Below are 18,399 nucleotides of genomic sequence, written 5' to 3'. Positions count from 1 at the left end.
TGCCGGGCAAAAACAGCGATTACGCATTGCAGTCGCAGGCGTAGCCGGCGTATGTTGCAATCCCGTGTAGTGCAACGATCACTGCGCCCTTTCATTTCGACCAGACGGAAACCGTTGCCGTGAAAGCCTATTTCGACCCGACCCAGAACGAGCATATTCCCCGCAGCTATCTGACCCGCGGTCAGATGCGCGAGCCCCAGGAAGTTCCGGCGCGCACGCCACCGCTGGTTGCCGCCCTCGAAGGCCTGAACATCGATGTGGGCACACCGGTCGACCACGGCATGGCGCCCATCTCGCAGGTGCACGATCTGGGCTATCTGCGCTTTCTCGAATCCGCCCACCGGCGCTGGATGGAGATCCCCGACGACTGGGGCAACGAGGTGATGTCGAACATCTTCGTGCGTTCGCCCAACCCGCTCAAAGGCATTCTGGCCGAATCGGCCCGCTACCAGGCCGACGGCAGTTGCCCGATCGGCGAAGGCACCTGGAAAGCGGCCTATGCCTCGGCCCAGACCGCCTTGACCGCCGCCGACGATATCCTCAATGGCGAGCGCTTTGCCTACGGCCTGTGTCGGCCGCCGGGCCATCATGCACGGCGCGACGGCGCGGGCGGCTTTTGCTATCTCAACAACGCCGCCATTGCGGCCGAGGCCCTGCGCGATAAATTCCAGCGCGTAGCGGTTCTCGATCCCGACATGCACCACGGCCAGGGTATTCAGGAGATCTTCTGGGAGCGCAACGACGTGCTCTATATCTCCATCCACGGCGATCCGACCAATTTCTACCCGGTGGTCACCGGCCATGCCGACGAACGCGGCGCGGGCGCGGGCTACGGCTACAACATCAACCTGCCCATGCCGCACGGCTCACCGGAAGAAACCTTCTTCGAAAAGCTCGACGAGGCGGTCGCCGCGATCAAGCTATTCGATGCCGATGTGCTGGTTCTGCCGCTGGGCTTCGATATCTACGAAAACGACCCGCAGGCCAAGGTCGCGGTCACCAGCGAAGGCTTTGCCCGTATCGGCCGCGCCATGGCCGAACTGGACATGCCCGTGTGCGTGATTCAGGAAGGCGGCTACGATGTCGATCACCTGCAGGAAAATGCCCACCAGTTCTTTTCCGGGCTGCTCGGCCGATAAAGACGGATAAGGCGGTCGGGATCGGTCCCGGCCGCCTGTCGCCGCGAGTGCTGGGCGACCGAAAACCCGGCGCTGGCGCCGAACCTATCCGAACCTGACAGGAATTCGACCATGGTGATGCTTCTGACCGGCGGCGCCGGCTATATCGGCTCCCATACCGCGCTCGTGCTGCTGGAGGCCGGATACGACGTCGTGGTCTACGACAATCTGTCGAATTCGTCGCCGGAATCGCTCAGGCGCGTGGAGCGGTTGAGCGGGCGGTCGCTGACCTTCATCGAAGCCGACATCCGCGATACCGCACGCCTCGAACAGGCACTCACCGAACATGCGGTCGATGCAGTGATTCATTTCGCCGGGCTCAAGGCGGTCGGCGAGAGTACCGAAAAACCGCTGGCGTATTACGAAAACAACGTCGGCGGCACGTTGTCGCTGTGCCAGGCCATGCGTGCCGCGGATGTGCGTACGCTGGTGTTCAGCTCGTCGGCGACGGTATATGCCGAATCCGACGAGATGCCGTTGACCGAAGCCGCGCCCACCGGGCGGCCGACCAACCCCTACGGCAGCTCCAAGCTGATGATCGAATGGATCCTGCAGGATCTGTATGCCGCCAACCCGGACTGGTCGATCGCCATCCTGCGCTATTTCAACCCGGCCGGCGCCCATGAAAGCGGCGAGATCGGCGAAGATCCGAATGGCATTCCCAACAATCTGTTGCCCTATGTCTCGCAGGTGGCCGTGGGCCGACTCGAACAGCTGTCGATCTATGGCAACGACTACGCGACCCCGGACGGTACCGGCGTACGCGACTATATCCACGTCATGGATCTGGCCGAGGGCCATCTGAAAGCGGCAAACGCCATCGCCCGCGCGTCGGGCCTGCATCTCTGGAATCTGGGCACCGGCAAGGGCTATTCGGTACTGGAAGCCGTACAGGCATTCGAACGCGTCAGCCAGCGCCCCGTGCCCTACCGGGTCGTGGGCCGGCGCCCGGGTGATATCGCCCAATGCTGGGCCGACCCGCGCAAGGCCGAAGCCGAACTCGATTGGCAATGCAGCCGCGGCATCGACGACATCATGGCCGATGCCTGGCGCTGGCAATCCCACAACCCGCAGGGCTACCGCGACAGCGAGCGCTGACTTCGCCAAACAAGCCGCCAACCACAACGGCGGCTATCGCCTGGCCCCTGTCGAGGCGTGCGCGGCCCACTCCCAGGCCGCTTGTTGCGACACAGTTCGCCCTAGCCGGAAACCGGCGTATCGGCCCGATCCGCCCAGCGCTCGCGCTTGCGATACAGCGTTGACGGGCTGGTATCCAGCACTCTTGCAGCGGCCGGAATACTGCCGCCACAGCGCTCGATCGCGCGTTCGATCGCCCAGCGTTCGATTTCTTCGAGGGTCATGCCGTCAAAGCCGGACGGCGGTAGCGGCGTGTCCGTATCGGCTGCCTCGGCGGGCTGCGTGGTCTGTGTCGTCATCGCCGCGCGGGCAGGCTCACCGCCCACATTGGCGGGCAGGGACAGCTGCGGACCGGCACTCATGACCACGGCACGACGTATCGCGTTCTGCAATTCGCGCACGTTGCCGGGCCAGCTGTGACGCTTTAACTGGGCAACGAGTTCATTCGTGAGGGTATCGAACTGCTTGTTCTCCTCGGCAGCGAAGCGATCGAGAAAGCTCTGCGCCAAAAGTGCGATATCGTCGCCGCGCTGACGCAGCGGTGGCAGCTCGATGGGCAGCACCGACAGACGATAGAACAGATCCTCGCGAAAACGCCCGGCCGCCACTTCCGCAGCAGGGTCACGATTGGTGGCACAGATCACGCGGACATTGACCGCTTCCGGCCGGCTGCTGCCGACCCGCTGGATCATCCCGGTCTGGAGAAAACGCAATAGCTTGACCTGGAGCTTGAGCTCCATTTCGCATATTTCGTCGAGAAAGAGCGTGCCGCCATCGGCCTCCTTGGCCGCGCCGATGCGGTTTTCCAAGGCGCCAGTGAACGCCCCCTTCACATGCCCGAACAATTCCGACTCGAGCAGGTTCTCGGGGATCGCGCCGCAGTTAATAGCCACGAAATTGCCGCTGCTGCGATCGCTGATCTGATGAATCGCCTCGGCCGTGACTTCCTTGCCCGTGCCACTTTCGCCGGTCACGAACACCGTGGCCTTGGAGTTGGCGACGTTCTCGATCGCGCGGTAGACCGCCTGCATGGCATCGGAGGCCCCGACGAAACCGTGAAACCGCTCGCGCCTATTCAGGCGCCGCGCCACGCTGACCTCGCGTTCGAGCATGCGCCGTTCGCCGGCCCGGTTGACCGTGGTGGTCAGACGTTCGGGGGCGACCGGCTTGACCAGGAAGTCGTAGGCGCCCAGGCGCATGGCCTGGATCGCGCGGTTGATCGAACCATCGGCGGTAATCACCACCACGCTCGACTGTTCGACGAATTCCGGCGCCATTTCCAGCAGCTGCAGGCCATCGCAGTCGGGCAGCTTCAGATCGAGCAGGATGACGTCATAGGGCTGGCGTGCATGTTCGACCAGGCGCCGCGCTTCGCTGCCATCGCCGACCACATCGACCTCACAGCCGACAGCTTCCAGCTGGCCGGCAAAGGTCATTGCCAGCGAGGCGGTGTCCTCGACGATCAGCACGCGTAGAGACGAGTTCATGCTGCAGTCCTTTCAATAGAGCGAATGACGAATCGGGCATGCGAATCGGAATTGTCTTCGCACCACTCGACCGTGCTGTGTTCACCATAGGAGACAATGCACTGATCCACCAGCCCGAACGCGATCTGCGCGAACGGCCGATCGGATTGATAGATCACATGCATCGCGCCGTCGACCTCGAGGGTGGTCACCGATGGCGGCTTCGCATCCGGATACAAGGCGCGCACCTCTTCATGGATATGCGCCTCGACATGGCAGAGTAGCGAACGCGCGCTCGGGTAGCACTGGATCATGTGCGGAAAGCGTATTTCAAAACGGGTGAACAGATAGCGCCCGAACGCCCGGCACAACTCGGTCGCCGATACGTTCGTACAGTCGGCGGCCGCAGTAATCAGCCGGGTGGCGTATTCACTCGGATATCGGCCGATGGTGGTAAAGGCCGCATCGTCGGGGATGGCGGCAGCATCGACGACCTCGTCGGTCAGCTGGTATCCGAACTGTTCTTCCATGAAGTTCATCAACTCGACAAATATTAGTCCTTTCACGGCGATGGCCCTCTGTTGCATCACGTACAGATGCCCCAGAGCAAGCGGCGTGCCAGCGCGAAAACCCCGTTTTCAGGCGGTTATCGGCGATAAATTCGCACAATGCAATGCGCGCGCGTTGCGGATTGCAAAAATGCAATGTGCAAAAAGCGACGAAATGCCGGTTTGCAACGGAAAATAAAGGCTCTGCGGGTTGGCCCGCTTTTTGACATGTAGCGCTCGAACGCCACTTCGCAAAACGAGACGAACATGACAACTGCCGCCATCCGCTTCGCTTTGACCCTGGCCCTGCCGATTGTGCTGAGCGCCTGTGCCAGCGGTCGCACGCCGCATAACGTGGACGATGCGCGCTGGATGCCCGAGCACACCCCGGCCGAGGCGCAGCAGACCGTGTGCGTTGAACACACCCGCCCGGGCGACTACCCGATCGGCCAGGAAATCGCGCTCACCGAACTCATGGCTATGCCCAGCGTGCTCGCCCCCGGCGATCGGCTGCGTATCGAGGTCATCGGTGATCAGGACCGGCTCTCGGGCGTATTCGTCATCGACGAGGACGGACGTATCAATCTGCCCGGACTGGCGCCGGTGCGCGCGGTCGGGCGTAGCGTGGCCGACGTGGAGGCGCTGGTCTCGCGCGAGCTTATCCAGGCCGGTTTCGTGCGTGCGCTCGAGCGGGTGGCCAGCGTGCTGCTCATCGAAAGCGGCGGTGTGTTTGTATCGGTCAACGGCGCGGTGTTTCACCCGGGCTCCGTGCGCGTGGGCGAGCGCGCCAGCAAGGACCGCGTCGGCCAGCGCGAAGGCGAGGCCAGCGGCGACGCGAACAATGTCCGTACCCTGTCGACGGCCATCCGCGCGGCCGGCGGCCTGCGCCCCGACGCCGATCTGGCCCATGTCTACCTCACCCGCAACGGCCGCTGGGCGCGTATCGATCTGTCGGGGGTACTCGCGGGCACCGACAGCCGCAGTGTGGACCTGGCCGCCAACGATCATGTATTCATCCCAAGCCGCGCCTGCTTTCAGCCCGAGCTGATGCGCCCGACCGTGCTCACCACGCCGGGCATTCGGGTGTACATGTCGAACCTGTCGCGCCCGGCGGCCAGCAACGCTTCCTCGGCGATCAGCAAGGACGCCACCAGCCTGCCCTACGGCACCCGTTTTCTGCAGGCACTGGTATCGGCCAACTGTGTGGGTGGCTCGGCCATGAATGCCGGCCGCAGCGCGGTGCTGATTTCTCGCAACCCGATCAACGGGCGCAGCGTGGTCATCCAGCGCAGCGTCGAAGAACTGGTGCGCAGCGCGCATCGCGACGATATCGACCCGTATCTGATGCCCGGCGACGCCCTGGCCTGCTACGACAGCCGCTGGATGAACGCCCGTGACGCGCTGGCCTTTGTCGGCGAAGCGTTCGGCTCCGCCGCCGCCGGCCTCGTGATTCACGACCTCATGAAATGAACAACAAACCCGACGCGACAACCAACGACAACGCCACCACCAACACCAACGACAACGGCATCTCCAAAATGGAAAACCGGATTCTGCTGCGCATCTGGCACTTCATTCGCTACGGCCTGCCGTCGCCGGGGCGCTACAAGCGTTACCTGCTGACCATCCTGCCGATCCTGGCGATCGTGTGGGCACTGGTGTTCGCCTATCTGGCCGTCGCCCCGCTCAACTACAAGAGCAGCATGACGCTCATTCTTCCCGGCTCGGGCATCGGCGGCTCGCTCAACCTCGAGTCCATCGGCCAGGCCTCGGCCCAGACCAGCTCGGCATTTTCCAGCACATCGCTGAGCCCCACGGAGAATTACAAGCGCCTGCTCAGCGCCGACAGCACGCTGCAGCGCGCCGCCGAGATCCTCGGTGAGCCCGGCCAGCTGGCCCCGCCCACGATCAAGCTTGTCGATCAGACGAACCTGATCCTGGTCTCGATGAACGGGCCGACGCCGGAACATGCCCAGGCCCGGCTCGACGCACTACGCCAGTCGTTTCTGGAATGCCTGGATATATTGCGCGACGACGAACAATCCAAGCGCGAAGCCGCCGATCGCGAGCAGCTGGCAAGCCTCGAGACCAAGGCCCGCGAGGCCCAGCTCGACCTGCTGGAGTTCCAGGGCGATAGCGGTCTGGCCACGATGGCTCAGTTCAACAGCCGTATCCAGATCGTGGACGAACTGCGTGCCCGCGAGCGTGAACTGCTGGTCGAAATCGAACACGGCGTGGCCGCCAAGGCACGCCTGGCCAAGGTTCTGAAAACTTCGGTGGAAAACGCAAGCCTTGCGCTCGTACTCAAAACCGATCCCATGTTCCAGTCGCTGATCGACCAGTACGCCAGCGTGCATACCCAATGGACCGAAGCCAGCGCAACCCTGGGCGATCGGCACATGAACGTGGCCGAACTGCGCGCCGAACGCAGCGCGTTGCGCAAGGCCATGCTCGTTCGCGGGCGCGATCTCACGGGCCTGGAAGAAAAAATACTGCTACGGTTCGTGGATATATCGACCAGCGATGGTCGCGAGCGGATTTTCGAGCAGCTGATCGTCGCCGATGGCGAGTCGGCTGCAGCCCAGGCCCGTTTGCTCGAGACCCGTCGCCAGATGGACGAGTACAGCAAGAATGCCCACGAACTCGTTACCCAGGCCGCCAAGCTCTCCGAGCTGCTACGCGCGCAGCGCGTGGCCGAAGCGGTCATGTCGTCCGCGCTGGCACGCCTGGATACCAACAAGGCCGATCCGTTTTCTTCCTACCCGCTGGTTCAGACCTTTGAAAGCCCGTCATTGCCCCAGGCGCCCTCTTCGCCCTCGACCATGCTGGCGCTGGCCGGCGGCGTGGCTGCCAGCCTGTTCGTGCTGGTCGGGTTCCTGATGCTATGGCTGCGCCAGCCGCTACTCCAGCTAGCCCTGCCGAAAAGCTGATCTCGGGGACGATCCAGAGCACCGGGCTGCTCTGGATCGTCGGCGGCCTGTATATCGCCGGCCCCGTACTGGGTTGGGGGCTGGCGATGCTGGCCTTCATCGCCATTTACACGGCACCCAATCAGGCGCCAGCAGAGCGCCCACCCCCGCTACACCCGGCGATTCATCTGTGGCTGTGGGGCATGGCCGCAATGCTGATCATCCTCATCGTCGGCCATCTGCAAAACGAACTGGGCCTGCCCAAGACGATCAAATCCTCGATCGGCTGGGCCAAGGGCTGGGCGCTGATGGCGCTGTTTCCCTTCGCCGGCGCGGTACTGGCGGTACGTCCCGAGGTGATCTACCGCGCGATCTGCCGGTTGGGGCTGCAAACGCTGATCGTGATTCCATTCTTTCTGGTCGCGCCGTTCATCGGTCTGCCCGGGCTGCTGTATGTCTCGCCGCTCAAGATCGTGGGCGGCTCCGGGCCCGAATATTTCGCCGTGATTCTGTATACCATCGAGCCCGGCGCCGGTACGCCGCGCTGGCAGTTCTTCGCGCCCTGGTCACCGGCGGCCGGCATGATCGCGGTCGTGCATATCCTGTGCGCGATCGAGGAAAAGAATCTCAAATGGAAAGCCATCGGCATTGTCGCCGGGCTGATGCTGGCGCTGTTGTCGCAGTCGCGCCTGGCGCTGGTCGCGCTTGCCATCGTCTGGCCCACCGCCTATGGCGTGAGCCGGCTACGCGAAGCCTGGGTGTGGTTTGCCGCCGCACCCGCCGTGCTGGGGCTGGGCATGCTCGCCCCGCAGTTGCAGGCGCTGGCCGATCACGCCATCTACAAGTTCACCAGTGCACGCGCGGATTCCAGCCGCGTACGCGCCGCGTTAGGCCGGATTGCGACCGATCGCTGGCGTAACGAAGCGCCCTGGTTCGGCCACGGCATCGTCGAACGCGGGCCACATCTGGTGGAATACATGCCCATCGGCAGCCACCACACCTGGTTCGGCCTGCTGTTCGTCAAGGGGCTGACCGGCGCGGTGGCGCTGATCATACCGATGGTTGCCAGCTTCTGGATGGCGGGGCGTCTGTCGTTGCGCGATCCGGTCGGGCGCGTGGCGCTGTCCATGCTGTTGTTATTGACGCTCTACAGCTTCGGCGAGAATCTGGAGATTCTTGCCTACCTTTACTGGCCGGCGCTGTTTCTGGTGGGTATCGCCGCCCGCCGGGCCTCGCAGGCCTACGGCGCGCCGCCGGGGGCGTCACGACAGGCGAATGCGCCGTCGATTATTCGCGTCTACGGGCCGTGTCTAGCGGCCAAGCCCCCTTGGAAACAGGATGTAAGCATCGAAACTGTTCCAAGACCTTGAAAGCCACCGAACCCGGACAGCTGTTTTGGTGGCCGATTAATCATGATCACGACCCGCGCGGCGCGGCTGCCGCGCGGGCATCTAGCCAGCCGCGGCGGGCGCCGCGGCTTCGAAGATCTCGCGCCAGGCCTTGAACCGGCTCACGCTCAGGCTGCGTACCGATTGGCGCGCCAGCGCGCCCATCAACATGATCTCGCTGCGATTGACCGCCGCGATGGCGTCAGCAACGGCCTTGGTATCGTCGAAATCGAAGACATAGCCGCGCCCGCGCGCCTGTTCGGGCAGCCCGTCCACATTCGATACCAGAATCGGACAGCCGGCCGCGCGTGCTTCGGCGGCCACCAGACCGAACGATTCCCAGCGCGACGGTACCGCAAGCATGTCGCAGGCCGACAGGAAGGCCGCACGGTCGATGACCGGGCCGACGAACTCGACATGGGCCATGCCTTGGGCACGCGCCTTGAGCGCATCCTCGAGCGGGCCGAAGCCGCCGATACGCAAAACGAACCGTGCCGGATCGAGCCGCGCGAAGACATCGATAAGGCGTTCGAAGCCTTTCACCTCGGCAAAGCGTCCGAACGCGCCGATCACAATCGGGGCGTTGGGCGCGCGCGGCGTACGCGGGCATTCGAGCAACGGATCGATATCGCTGTACGGGGCGATCACGCGCAGGCGTTGCCCGGGTACGACGCCAATCGATTCAAGCCAGTCGGCCTGCCCGTGGGACACCGCCACGACCTGATCGAAGTGACGCAGCGACCAGCGCAACATCAGCCGAAACCGCCACTGATGCGGCACGTTCGCCCGCTCCCAGGCACGCGTATAGCTGTGTTCGACATGCACCAGCCGCGCGTTCGGGTTACGCCGACGCAGGCTGTACAGGAAAGCCAGACTGCGCCAGCGCGGCGGGAAGTGGGGCACGATCATGTCGGTATTGAGATACGGCGCCTGCCAGCTATTGGGATCGACCTGCTCGACACGCGAGCAGGCGATATCGGCCAGTTCCGGCCGGCCGTAGATCGATAGCGCCTGGGCAACCCCGCCCGCGGCGAAATCGTCTACAAGATGAACAACGCGAAGCTTTTTCATGCCGGGATACTCGTGTGCAGACGGCGGTTGACCAGGGTCATGAACACGGGCGCGGGCAGCCAGCGCGCTGCCAGCGATGCGGCGATGGTGACCATCGTCTTGGCCGGCTCCTGGATCGCGATCATCGGGCTGGTCGCCAGCGCCTGACGCACCAGCGCTACGGCAAAGGCGCCGTCGCCCAGCTGGATCGCGCGGCGGGCCAGATAGCGCAGCTGATAGGCCGCGGCACGTCGGCCGTGGCGGGCCAGCAGACGCGGCGCATAGCGGTGTGCCTTCTTGATGGCGCGCTGCCAGCTTTCGTATTGCCGAATCACGTTCGCGGACAGGCCGCCGTCGATGATGCGGTAGTCGGTGAGCAGGCCTTCGATGCCTTCAAAGCGACAGCTGTAGCCGCCGGCCATACGAACCCACAGTTCGATGTCCTCGGACTGGCGAAAGCTCTCGTCGAACCAGCACACCCGCGTACGCTCCTGCGGATGCACGAACGCCACCCGATCCAGCGCCGAGCGGCGAATGACCGCCGCGGAGCCATTGCCGACCGGGTTGCGGGTGAGGATGTGGTGCGCCTTGACGTTTTTCAGGCGCGGACGCTGTTCGACCCGCAGCGCCTTGCCTGCGGCGTCAATCAGGCGCGAACCGGCATAACTGACGTCGATTTCAGGGCTGGCGCTCAGATGGATGAAGTGCAGCGCCAGCTTGGAGGGGTCCCAGCGGTCGTCGGAGTCCAGCAGCGCAATGTACTGGCCACGAGCGGCGGCGATGCCGGTATTGCGCGCGCCGGCCAGGCCGCGGTTTTCCTGGCTGATGATACGAATGCGTTCGTCGGTGAACTCGCGGCAGATCGCCATGCTGGCATCGTTGCCGCCGTCGTCGACGATGATGAGTTCGAAGTCTTCGAATGTCTGTTTCAGAACCGAGGTAATGGCTTCGCCGACATAGGCTTCGGTGTTGTAGACCGGCATGACGACGGAAATGATCGGATGTTTCATGGCCCTTCTCGCTTTGCTGGTTGGTGGTGTCGAATGACAATTCGTACCGGTATCAACTCAAAAAGCGGGCCAATTTCCCTATTCTTTATTTTTCAATTAGTTAGCTAAATTTCAAACTCATAAATCCGAAACTGCGATGGCGATTTTTTCATTTTGCATCGCAGTTTCGGATTCCTTCCCACAATGCCAAGACTGTCGTCGAACGCGTGCGTTTTGCGCGCGCTCACGCGAACAGCCGGGTGCGCAGACGCGGCGGCAGAAACGGGCTGGCCAGCGCGCCGATCAACGTCAGCACGCCACGTCGCAGGTCGTCGCAAAATGCACGCGGGCTCGCGCACAGCCCGGCCAGCGCAAAACGCAACGACTGACGCGAAGAGGCGCCCGCACGCAGGGCACGCCGGGCCAGGTATCGACAATACAGCGCCTGCGCCGAGGCGCCATCGAACTGGGCGCTGTATCGCGATACCAGGCGCTTCCAGCCGGCATACATGGCATCCAGCTTCGAGGACAGCCCGCCCGGCGACATGCGATAGCCCACGAGCAGCGAATTGATGCCGACAATGGTCAGCCCGGCGCTGACCGCCCGGGCCAGCCATTCCTGATCTTCGGCATACTGCATCGCGGTATCGAAACCACCGATCCGCTCGAAGCACTGCCGATCGATCACGATATTCGAACTCGTGCAGACCGGATTTTCGCCCAGCACCCGGGCCAGTGACAGACGTCCGGCCGGCACCGTCGAGTGGGTCCGCGCATCGCGCAGACCGGCTTCGCCTTGCTGCAGAAACGCGATCTGAGCATAGCTGCAACGCACTTGCGGATGGTCCAGATGAAACTGCCAGTGCGTGGCGAGCTTGTCCGGGTGCCAGATATCGTCGGCATCGAGAAACGCCACGAACTGACCACGGGCCAGGCGCACGCCCAGATTGCGGGTGTGCGACACCCCGGCATTGCGCTGGGTACGCACATGAATACGCCGGTCGTGGGCGGCCAGTGCGCGCATGATCGCGAGGCTACCGTCGCTGGAGCCATCGTCGATGAGCCAGAGTTCGAAATTGCGCTCGCTTTGCGCGAGCACGCTTTCGACCGTTGCAATCAGCGAATCCTCGGCGTTGTAAACCGGGACGACGACAGAAAAACGTGGCGTGTTCATGCATAGCTCCCATTCGAGGTGGCGGGGTGTTCACAGACAGGGCTTTGGATCAGGTAATACAGCACGGTCGGAATCATCACCACGGCCAGACCGGCGACATAGGCGCTCGCCGCGGCCATCAGACCGAAAGGCGCGAACAGACTCAGCGCGCCAAGCGCGGCGATGGTCGCCGCCCCCGCCATCGTGGCTTCGATCGCCGGACGGTTCTGGGCGCGTAGCCAGGCGCTGGCCACCGCGGCGAAAATCATCGGTATCGCGCCCAGCCCCAGCACCGACACCAGCGGCGCGGCATCGACCCACTGAGCGCCGAAGATCAGCGGTACATAGACATGCGCCAGACCGACCTGAGCCAGTAGCACGGGCATGAAGATCACCACGCCCACGACAAGGCCCTGGCGACAGCGCCGCTGGCGCTTGGACCACTGCGGCACGGCACAGATATAGGGAAACAGCACATTGCCCAGGGCCATCACGAACGAAGTCGTGATCCCCAGCCCGGCGTTGAACGCGAAGTAATAAATACCCAGCGCTTCCACGCCGAACAGCGCGCCGACGACGAGCTTGTCGATCTGCGCGCGGGCCACCGTGGCCAGATCACTGACGAGCACACCCAGCCCGAAGCCAAGGAACGCACGGGCCGGCGCCCGCCCCGCCTGCGGCTGCGCACGCCCGCTGCGATTACGGCGCACCAGCACCAGCCATAGCGGCGCGGTCAGCAACTTGGGCAGCACGATCGCCCAGGCGCTGGGCCAGGCCAGCACCAGCAAGAGCGTGAATACGTGGTCGCAAATCGCCTGGGTAGCACGGATACGCGCAAGCAGGCCAAAGCGTTGTTCGCGCATGAGCAGAAATACCTGCACCAGCCCGGCCGGCATGAACAGATACACCCCGCTGAGCACAGCCAGCATGGCGGCGATATCGGTCATGTCGAAAACGGCATAGAGCACGGCCGCCACAAGCAGTTGAACGATGGCCACACAACCGCACCAGGCCCAGAACAGCCGATGCGCGGTATTACAGGCCGCCGCCAGCCCGGCGTCGGATTCGGCGATGATGCGCTGACCAATACCCGCGTTCGCCAGCACGCGCACCAGCTCGAACAGGCTTAGTGCGAGTGCGGCTGCACCCATGACCGTGGGCGATACCTGGCGCGCGATGACCACGATCGCTGCAATCCGTACGACACGGGTCAGTATTTCGGCACTGCCGAATGCCGCCAATCCGCGAGCGAGCGTCGAGCGCTGGGCATGACGAAAACGTTGGGCGAGCGATGCGATATTCATGGGGTGATCCGGGCAAGACATGGCCGGGCCTATTCAATAAGCGCGCCAATTTTTTATTTCATTAGCTATCAAACACTTAACAAAAAATCGCGCTTTTGGTCGCGGTCAGGTCGCGAAATTCTGCGCATTTCGCAATTTTTTTCGCAGTCTGCGATGCATATCGCGGATTACAGCGGTGGCGCTTACGGCTGAAATTTACAAACTATTGATTCTTAACGATTTATAAAATTGGCACGGTTTCTGGCATTCAAGGGTCGTCCACACCCAAACACACTGCCGGAGACCCACCATGTACAAGCGCTTTTCCGATGACGGTTTCGATGCCCTCACCAGCCTCACCCAGGCGGCCGCGCTACGTGATACCGCGCTCCAGACGATCGAACTGTTCGGCCTGAATCTGGTCGATGCCGCGTTCACCGCGGCCGCCGATCACATCGTCGCCCGTGCCGCGGCCAAGCACCCCACGGTCGTGAACTTCCTCATCCTCAATGCGCACTGTGTGAATGTCGCCGCACGCAACCGTGCCTACCGCCAGCGTCTGGCCGAAAGCGACCTGCTGCTGCCCGACGGCTCGGGTATGCGCATTGCCGCCCATATGGCCGGCAAGCAGTTCGGCGACAACCTCAACGGCACCGATCTGTTCCCGGCTCTGTGCGAACGCGCGGCCAAACAGGGCCTGGCCATCTACCTGCTTGGCGGCAGCCCGGGCACCGCCGAACGTGCGGCGGCCGAAATGCAGCGTCGCTATCCGGGCCTGATCGTGGCCGGTACCCAGCACGGCTATTTTTCCGAAGCCGAACAGGATCAGGTCATCGCCCGCATCAACCGCGCACGCCCGGCGCTGCTGTTCGTCGGCTTTGGAGTACCGCTACAGGAAGAATGGATCGCCAGCCATCGCGACGCCCTGGATGTGCCGGTCAAACTCGGCGTGGGCGGACTGTTCGACTACTATGCCGGCAACGTCGTGCGTGCGCCGCAGCTGGTGCGCAAGGTCGGCTGCGAATGGGCTTGGCGCCTGGCCCAGGAGCCGCGCCGTCTGGCCAAGCGTTATCTGTGGGGCAACTTCGCGTTCCTTGCCTACGCCTTCGCGGTGGCCGTGGCCGAACGCGGCGCCCGCACCAACGTCTATACCGGCATCAAGCGGGTGCTGGATTTCAGTATCGAGCTGGCCGCGGGGCTGCCCTGACCCAGTACGCTGTCGGCACCCACACGCCCGCCCATCGCGGCAGCCAGCCGCTGGCAGATGGAAAGCCCGAGCCCGGAACCGCCAAAATGGCGTGTGGTTGAAGCACTGGCCTGGGTAAAGGGCTTGAATATATGCGCCAGCGAGGCCTGGTCCATGCCAATGCCGCTATCGTTCACTTCGATATTGCATACGCCGGCCGCGTAGTGCAGGTCAAGGCGTACTTCGCCTTCGGCGGTGAACTTGATCGCGTTGCTCAGGAAGTTGGATATGATTTGCTGGATGCGGGTCGGGTCGCCCACGACTTGCAGCGGCCCGTCGACATCGCGAACCAGCTTCAGCTGCTTTTCGGCGGCGCTGGCTTCGAACAGATCGAGCGTACCGTGGGCCACTTCGGCCAGATCGAACACCACGTGTTCAATCTGCAATTCGCCGCTTTCGATCTTGGCGTGATCGAGCACATCGTTGAGTACCGTCATCAGCGTACGCGAGGCGGATTCGACGGTCTTGAGTGTCTGCTCGGGGCTTTGTACGGCACGACCGTTGCGTAGCGACTCGAGCATGCCCACGATACCGCTCAAGGGCGTGCGGATTTCGTGGCTCATGGTGGCCAGCAGCATCATGTTCGCCTGCGCCGCATTGGCAGCTTCATCGCGCGCGGCCACAAGCTCGCGGGTGGCCAGGCTTTCGGCGGTCATGTCGCGTATCACGCCAAACAGCGCGACCGCTTGGCCGTCTTCATCGAGCTCGGGATGGCCCTTGACGGTCACCACGCGACGGTCGCCATTCGGGCGTTGCAGCGTGGCCCGAAAGTCGAAACCCTCGCGCGCGGCAATCGCCCGTTCGAGAATGGCGGCGACGCGCTCGCGGTCTTCGGGAATATAGGCGTCGAGCGCCTCTTCCAGGCCCGCGCTGGCGCCTTGCTCGAAGCCGTGGATGAGATAAACGCCCTTTGACCACTGCGTTTGTTGCGTCGCGAGATCCAGACGCCAGTGGCCCATTTCGGCGGTCTCTTCGGCCACATTGAGCATATGCAGACTTTCGCGCAGGTGCGCTTCCACCTGCTCGCGTTCGCTGACGTCGATCACGCTCATGCCGTAGACGATGCCCGCGGGCACCGCGCCGTCGAGCCGTTCGACGGTCACCTCGAGCCAGATCGGCTGCCCTTGCTGCCCCTGTCGGCAGTCCAGGTGGGTGGTCGTCTGACCGGGCTTTTGCAGCGCGCTCAGCAACGACATATTCAGGCTTTCGCGGCCATCGACCACGGGCGGCAACGCCTGCGTGAACAGCGCGCCCTTAAGCTCGCTCTGATTGAGCCCGGCGATTTTACAAACCTTGCGGGTAGCACCGAGCACACGCCCACCTGCGTCTAAACAGGCATAGGCGTGATGCCCAATCCCGTCGAGGAAACGGCCCACATGGGCCAATTCGAGGTCAGCGCTCATAGAAAACCGTCCGGCGGCCACACCAACAACGGTAGACGCCTGCGACACCGCACGCGCCAGCGCTGCCCTTTAATCGTCCCGCAGTTGCCACCTTGAAAAATAACGCCCTTGACGAATATCCGTCGTGTTAGCACCGCTTATCACTGTGTCGGCCGGGCGCGCGCGATGCAAAGCGTAGAAACCCGTACTTTTGCCGGCATTCGTGCCTAAAACAGGCCTTAGCGAAGGCGCCACCTGCTGGCCGCGTTCGTGCGGTGCATCGAAAAAGCCATGAATTTGGTACAAACAGGTACCAGCCCAATCGAAGAACGTGCATGTCCGATCGTACCGAGGCCCTTGTCGAAAACGCCCACCTCCAGCCGCTGCTGCCGGTCATTTATATCGCATGGACGGACGGCACCCTGGCCGAACCCGAGTCCCGGCATATCAAATCGATCGCCGAACAGCTGCCAGCGCGCGATGACGATACGCAAAAGACACTCGAGCTATGGCTCGACCCCGACAACCCGCCCACCGCCCCCGAACTGGCTCGTCTGCGCCGCCGTATTCGCGAACAGGTGGGCCGACGCCAGCCTTCGCTGACGGCGATGAGCGATGCCATGGGCGAGAGCGCCGACGCCGCATTCAACGAAGCCGTGGCCGACTATGCACGCGAATACGGTGTCAGCGGCATGGGCGTATCGGCCGAGATCTTCCAAGATGCCGGCGAGCCGGTGGACCAGAGCCTCAACGAGCCCGAACCCAGCTTCGATGCCGTCAAACTGCAGGCCATGCTGGAAGGCGACTACGCCGAGAAATGGCAACAGGTACGCGATGCGCTGGCCGACGACATCTTTACCTACAGCACCGGCGAATCCGAAGAAAGCCAGCGCGCGACCGTGCTGCGCTGGCTCAAACACATGGCCACCGAAAAACAGGATATCGCCATCGGCGCCATGCCCGAGAGCGTGGGCGGCGAAGGCGATATGGCCGGTTTCATCCATGTATTCCAGGCGCTGGCGATGTTCGATCTGAGCCTGGTGGTGAAATTCGGTGTGCAGTTCGGTCTGTTCGGCGGCAGCATCATCTTTCTGGGCAACGACGATCACCACAAGAAATATCTGCCCGATATCGCCTCCGCCAAGCTGCTTGGCGGTTTTGCGATGACCGAATCCGGGCACGGCTCGAACGTGCAGGAGGTGGAGACCACCGCCACCTTCGACCCGGACACCGACGAATTCGTGATCAATACGCCCACCATGTCGGCGCGCAAGGAGTGGATCGGCAATGCCGCGCGCGACGGTCATGCCGTGACCCTGTTCGCCCAGCTGGCCACCGGCGGCGAAAACTACGGCGTGCATGCGTTCATCGTGCCCATTCGAAACGACGACGGCGAACCCGCGCCGGGCGTACGCATCGAGGATTGCGGCACCAAGATGGGCCTGGACGGCGTCGACAACGGCCGGCTGTATTTCGACAACGTCCGCATCCCGCGCGAAAACCTGCTCGATCGCTATGCCAGCGTGGCCGAGGACGGCACCTACGACAGCCCTATCGCAGGCAGCAACAAGCGTTTTTTCACCATGCTCGGTACGTTGGTGGGCGGGCGAATCAGCGTGGGCGCGGCGTCGGTCACCGCGGCCAAGAAATCACTGGCGATCGCGACCCGCTATGCCACCGTGCGCCGCCAGTTCGGCGGCGAAGACGGCAGCGAGCTGCGCATCATCGACTACAAGGCCCATCAGATGCGGCTTTTCCCGGCGATCGCGCATACCTATGCCATGCATTTCGCGGCCTTCGATCTGATCGCGCGCTTTCGCGATCGCACCGACGAAACCACGCGCGAGGTGGAAACCCTGGCCGCCGGGGTGAAATCCATGGCCTCCTGGCATGCCATCGATGCCACCCAGACCGCGCGTGAATGCTGTGGCGGGCTGGGCTTTCTGGCCGAAAACCAGATTGCCACCATTCGCCGCGATATCGACGTGTTCGCAACCTTCGAAGGCGACAACACGGTTCTGCTGAACCTGGTATCGAAAAACCGACTGGCCAGCTTTGCCAAGGGCTTCGAACAGAATCTGGCGCTCACGCTGATACGCGAGCTCGGCGGCATGGCCAAGACCGAGCTGATCGATATCAACCCGCTGACCGCGCGCAAGACCGACGAAGACCACCTGCGCAGTGCCGATTTCCATCTCGAGCTGTTCAAACTGCGCAAGCACAACCTGCTGGTGGCCGCCGCACGCCGGCTGTACAAGCGTATTCAGCAGGACGACATGGAACCGTTCATGGCGTTCAGCGATATTCAGGATCACATGATGGCGTTCGCCCATGCCGACATGCATCACCACATTGCCGCGACCTTCGCCGAGGCCCTCGCGCCGCTGGCCGACGGCCCGGAAAAGGATGCCCTGGAACGCATGCGTCAACTCGCCGCCATCGATACCCTGCTCCAGCACGCCGAGTGGTATCTGACCTATGGCTATATTTCGTCGGGCAAGTACAAGGCGCTGCGCAATCTGCGCGGCAAGATGCTGGGCGAAATCCGCCCCGACGCACTCGCCTATATCGACGCCTTTGCCATTCCCGACGAGTTGCTCTCAGCCCCCATTGCCTTCGAAAACTATGTCGGCCGCGAACCGCTTAAACAGGCCGACAAGCGCGCCTAGC

At 63.1% G+C, this 18,399-nt stretch carries 14 protein-coding genes; 7 read left to right on the top strand and 7 right to left on the bottom strand.

Features of this window, described 5'->3' with window-relative positions; all coding sequences use genetic code 11:
* Nucleotides 1-119: 119 nt before the first annotated feature.
* Entirely contained in the window at nt 120-1,139 is a 1,020-nt protein-coding gene (locus T5B8_RS14505; protein ID WP_353179882.1) for a histone deacetylase family protein, read from the top strand.
* A gap of 111 nt (nt 1,140-1,250) precedes the next feature.
* Nucleotides 1,251-2,276 (top strand): UDP-glucose 4-epimerase GalE, encoded by a 1,026-nt coding sequence (gene galE / locus T5B8_RS14500; protein ID WP_353179881.1) that lies wholly within the window; start codon nt 1,251-1,253, stop codon nt 2,274-2,276.
* 101 nt (nt 2,277-2,377) lie between these two features.
* On the opposite strand, the gene T5B8_RS14495 is transcribed toward galE, so the two are convergent.
* Nucleotides 2,378-3,802 (bottom strand): sigma-54-dependent transcriptional regulator, encoded by a 1,425-nt coding sequence (locus T5B8_RS14495; protein WP_353179879.1) that lies wholly within the window; start codon nt 3,800-3,802, stop codon nt 2,378-2,380.
* A complete protein-coding gene (locus T5B8_RS14490) occupies nt 3,799-4,347 on the bottom strand; it encodes a heme NO-binding domain-containing protein (protein ID WP_353179877.1) in 549 nt (182 codons plus the stop codon). The genes T5B8_RS14495 and T5B8_RS14490 overlap by 4 nt, the downstream gene beginning before the upstream one ends.
* A gap of 249 nt (nt 4,348-4,596) precedes the next feature.
* On the opposite strand from T5B8_RS14490, the gene T5B8_RS14485 reads away from it, so the two are divergent.
* The 3 genes from T5B8_RS14485 to T5B8_RS14475 are packed head-to-tail and all read left to right on the top strand — an operon-like array spanning nt 4,597 to nt 8,608.
* Entirely contained in the window at nt 4,597-5,799 is a 1,203-nt protein-coding gene (locus T5B8_RS14485) for a polysaccharide biosynthesis/export family protein (RefSeq protein WP_353179875.1), read from the top strand.
* Entirely contained in the window at nt 5,796-7,259 is a 1,464-nt protein-coding gene (locus tag T5B8_RS14480; protein ID WP_353179873.1) for a GumC family protein, read from the top strand. The genes T5B8_RS14485 and T5B8_RS14480 overlap by 4 nt, the downstream gene beginning before the upstream one ends.
* On the top strand, nt 7,214-8,608 hold the full coding sequence (locus T5B8_RS14475) for an O-antigen ligase family protein (RefSeq protein WP_353179871.1): 1,395 nt from the start codon (nt 7,214-7,216) through the stop codon (nt 8,606-8,608). Before T5B8_RS14480 ends, T5B8_RS14475 begins: the two co-directional genes overlap by 46 nt.
* Nucleotides 8,609-8,689: 81 nt before the next feature.
* On the opposite strand, the gene T5B8_RS14470 is transcribed toward T5B8_RS14475, so the two are convergent.
* The 4 genes from T5B8_RS14470 to T5B8_RS14455 form a co-directional block, all read right to left on the bottom strand.
* Nucleotides 8,690-9,697, bottom strand: coding sequence for a glycosyltransferase family 4 protein (locus T5B8_RS14470; protein WP_353179869.1), 1,008 nt, complete (start codon nt 9,695-9,697; stop codon nt 8,690-8,692).
* Nucleotides 9,694-10,686 (bottom strand): glycosyltransferase, encoded by a 993-nt coding sequence (locus tag T5B8_RS14465; RefSeq protein ID WP_353179868.1) that lies wholly within the window; start codon nt 10,684-10,686, stop codon nt 9,694-9,696. Before T5B8_RS14465 ends, T5B8_RS14470 begins: the two co-directional genes overlap by 4 nt.
* A gap of 223 nt (nt 10,687-10,909) precedes the next feature.
* Nucleotides 10,910-11,839 (bottom strand): glycosyltransferase family 2 protein, encoded by a 930-nt coding sequence (locus T5B8_RS14460; protein WP_353179866.1) that lies wholly within the window; start codon nt 11,837-11,839, stop codon nt 10,910-10,912.
* The gene (locus T5B8_RS14455; RefSeq protein WP_353179864.1) at nt 11,836-13,122 is read right to left on the bottom strand and encodes an oligosaccharide flippase family protein; all 1,287 of its coding nucleotides are present in this window, start codon (nt 13,120-13,122) and stop codon (nt 11,836-11,838) included. Before T5B8_RS14455 ends, T5B8_RS14460 begins: the two co-directional genes overlap by 4 nt.
* 289 nt (nt 13,123-13,411) lie before the next feature.
* Between T5B8_RS14455 and T5B8_RS14450 the strand changes: the two genes are divergently transcribed.
* Nucleotides 13,412-14,308: a WecB/TagA/CpsF family glycosyltransferase gene (locus T5B8_RS14450; protein ID WP_353179862.1), complete on the top strand. Its 897-nt coding sequence runs from the start codon at nt 13,412-13,414 to the stop codon at nt 14,306-14,308.
* On the opposite strand, the gene T5B8_RS14445 is transcribed toward T5B8_RS14450, so the two are convergent.
* Entirely contained in the window at nt 14,248-15,750 is a 1,503-nt protein-coding gene (locus tag T5B8_RS14445; RefSeq protein ID WP_353179860.1) for a PAS domain-containing sensor histidine kinase, read from the bottom strand. The genes T5B8_RS14450 and T5B8_RS14445 overlap by 61 nt on opposite strands.
* A gap of 314 nt (nt 15,751-16,064) precedes the next feature.
* Here T5B8_RS14445 and T5B8_RS14440 point away from each other — a divergent pair, with 314 nt between their 5' ends.
* The gene (locus T5B8_RS14440; protein ID WP_353179858.1) at nt 16,065-18,398 is read left to right on the top strand and encodes an acyl-CoA dehydrogenase family protein; all 2,334 of its coding nucleotides are present in this window, start codon (nt 16,065-16,067) and stop codon (nt 18,396-18,398) included.
* Nucleotide 18,399: the final 1 nt, after the last annotated feature.

This window comes from Salinisphaera sp. T5B8 (assembly GCF_040361255.1).
Taxonomy (GTDB): domain Bacteria; phylum Pseudomonadota; class Gammaproteobacteria; order Nevskiales; family Salinisphaeraceae; genus Salinisphaera.
Note: the sequence above shows the minus strand (reverse complement) of the source record. Positions and strands in the feature narration are given on the sequence as shown.